The organism is Paenibacillus sp. 01T422, from assembly GCF_056398785.1.
The window spans coordinates 1-2,370 of sequence record NZ_JBFTQB010000957.1; the positions used below are offsets into that span (position 1 = coordinate 1).

The 2,370-nt window shown below is 43.8% G+C and carries 3 protein-coding genes; 1 reads left to right on the forward strand and 2 read right to left on the reverse strand.

The genetic code is table 11. The features are described 5' to 3' along the window. A partial coding sequence (locus tag AC1DUA_RS34045; RefSeq protein ID WP_477503951.1) for a cell wall elongation regulator TseB-like domain-containing protein occupies positions 1-493 on the reverse strand: 493 nt, incomplete at its 3' end. Between the two features lie 46 nt (positions 494-539). Beyond that, complete coding sequence (locus AC1DUA_RS34050; protein WP_477503952.1) at positions 540-1,835, reverse strand: amidohydrolase; 1,296 nt, start codon at positions 1,833-1,835, stop codon at positions 540-542. 245 nt (positions 1,836-2,080) lie between these two features. Here AC1DUA_RS34050 and AC1DUA_RS34055 point away from each other — a divergent pair. After that, the coding region (locus AC1DUA_RS34055) for a DUF47 domain-containing protein (protein WP_477503953.1) at positions 2,081-2,370 on the forward strand (290 nt) is incomplete at its 3' end.

Consider the following 2,370-nt stretch of genomic DNA (forward strand, 5'->3'; position numbering starts at 1 on the left):
ATTGAAGGCTGAGTCTATACGTATCTAGATATAGTCCATCTTTGAATTTGTAATAATCATAAAAAKATCTTGTACCGCTCGCGTCTATCTTTTTATAAAAAACTTCCCAGACGTATTCCTGACCTAGCTTCCCCGGCATGACGCGTTCAATTTCTACATCCGGATTTTTCTTCATAACGGCATCCCGAACTTGTGCTTCCGTGAAGCCTTCAGAAGCCATCTCGGTGTGAATGTCCTTATCGGAGACCCATACAATGACTCCTTGGCCAAGCTTGTCTTCCCCATAAACGATACGAAAAGGCTCATCACCATAAAAGAAATCCACTTTAGCCGCTTTCGTCATAATACTTTTCTCAAAAGCCGTTTCTACCGCAATGCGTTTGCCATCCCAATGATCGTTTTGCACATTTAAGTAAAAGCGGCTGAGCACGACGCCAAGCGTCAATACAATAAACACGCCAAAAGTAATAATTCTCGTTCGCTTTGCACCCATCAGCGCCGCTCACCTCCCCAAACAAAAACTGCCGGCCGGCACCTTTTTAACCAATTAATCGATCGAAACACTGTTCAAACTCACGTTTGATTTTCTCTTCGTCCATCGTTAAGCATTCCCCTTTGCGGACAAGCCAATTGCCATCCACGCAGACATCAACGACATCTTTGGCACAAGCGGAATAAACGATGTGTGAAACAAAATCTGTTTTTGGCAAGAAATGAGGTTGATCAATATCCAGCGCGATAAAGTCCGCTTTCATGCCTGGCTGCAGCAATCCTACATTATCCAACCAAATGGATTCCGCCCCCATCTTCGTCCCTAACAGGAGCGCTTCAGCAGCCGGTACAGCAAGTGGATCACCAGAAACGCCTTTGTGAATCAGCGCGGCAAGTCTCATTTCTTCAAACATGTCCAAATTGTTATTTGACGCTGCGCCATCCGTACCAAGTGAAACCTTCACCCCGGCACGAAGCAATTCTGGCACACGCGCTACGCCTGAAGCGAGTTTCAGATTGCTTCCTGGATTGTGGGAAACGCGAACATCATATTGTTGTAGAACGCTAATTTCTTCATCGGTTAAATGAACACCGTGTGCTATAAGCGTTGGTCTGCTGAACACACCGATCTTCTCAAGATGTGCAACTGGACGCAATCCGTATTGGTCCACATTGCCTTGTACTTCGCGGCTTGTTTCCGACATATGCGTATGAATCGGCAAATTCAAATCGTGTGCAGCTTGAACGATACGTTCAATATAATCCGGAGGACATGTGTATGGCGCATGAGGAGACATCATCGTCGTGATTCGTCCGTTCGCAGCTCCATGCCACGTTTTTGCAAACTCACTAGCCTCTTTCAGTTTGGCCGTCTGTACATCAACTGGGCACAGCCCGATCACACCGCGAGCAAGAACGCCGCGCATGCCTGATGCTTCTACAGCCTTCGCCACTTCGTTCATATGGTCATACATATCGACGAAAGTCGTAGTCCCGCCTTTCATCATTTCCAAAATGGACAGACTAGTGCCCCATTTCACATCTTGGGCCGTAAATTTCGCTTCCATTGGCCACATTTTTTCTTCTAGCCAGATTTGCAGCGCTAGATCATCGCCATAACCTCTAAGCAGCGACATCGCGGCATGACCATGCGTATTGACCAGACCAGGCATGTACAACTTATTCGTACCATCGATGATTTCATCGTAGTTTTCCTTGGGTTCAGGAGTTTCTTCACCGATATATGTAATCAGATCGCCTTCTATGACCATGCAGCCTTTGATAGATGATTTTCCTTTAATAGTAGAAATGAAATGACCGTTCATAATTAATGTTTTTTTCATACTAAAAAACCCTCTCTATGCTCATTCTAAGTTAAATACCGCTTTATAAACTTTACATCTTCAGGCTTGTAAAATCAAGGAAGCGTATAATGTTGAGAAATTGTAAATTGTCAYGGAATTTTCGTTGCTTTCCGTCCAATTGTTATGATATTTTTAATTTTGTGAGTTTTTTTCAACAAGTTGGTCTGATTATCTTATAAATTCGATCAAAATCTTGTACATATAGTAAATACTAGGAGGCATTTATGACCACGTTATTCACAAAAAAGAACGAAGTCGATTTTTTGCAACTGCTTATCCGCGCTGCAGAAAACGCATTGCAAACTGCACAGCTTTTCCGCACAGCCATGATGGGTGACAAATCCCCAATAGACTACGTTCAGTCAATCCACGATCTAGAACATGCAGGAGACTCCATTACTCACGAAATCTTCAAAGGACTCAATAAAGTGTTCATTACACCAATCGATCGTGAGGACATCATGGTTCTAGCCTCCAAAGTGGATGATGTCACGGATGGTATTGAAGCTACAAT

Coding starts and splice junctions, on each gene's coding strand:
- AC1DUA_RS34050 (WP_477503952.1), bottom strand. CDS start 1,835: ATGAAAAAAACATTAATTATGAACGGTCATTTCATTTCTACTATTAAA.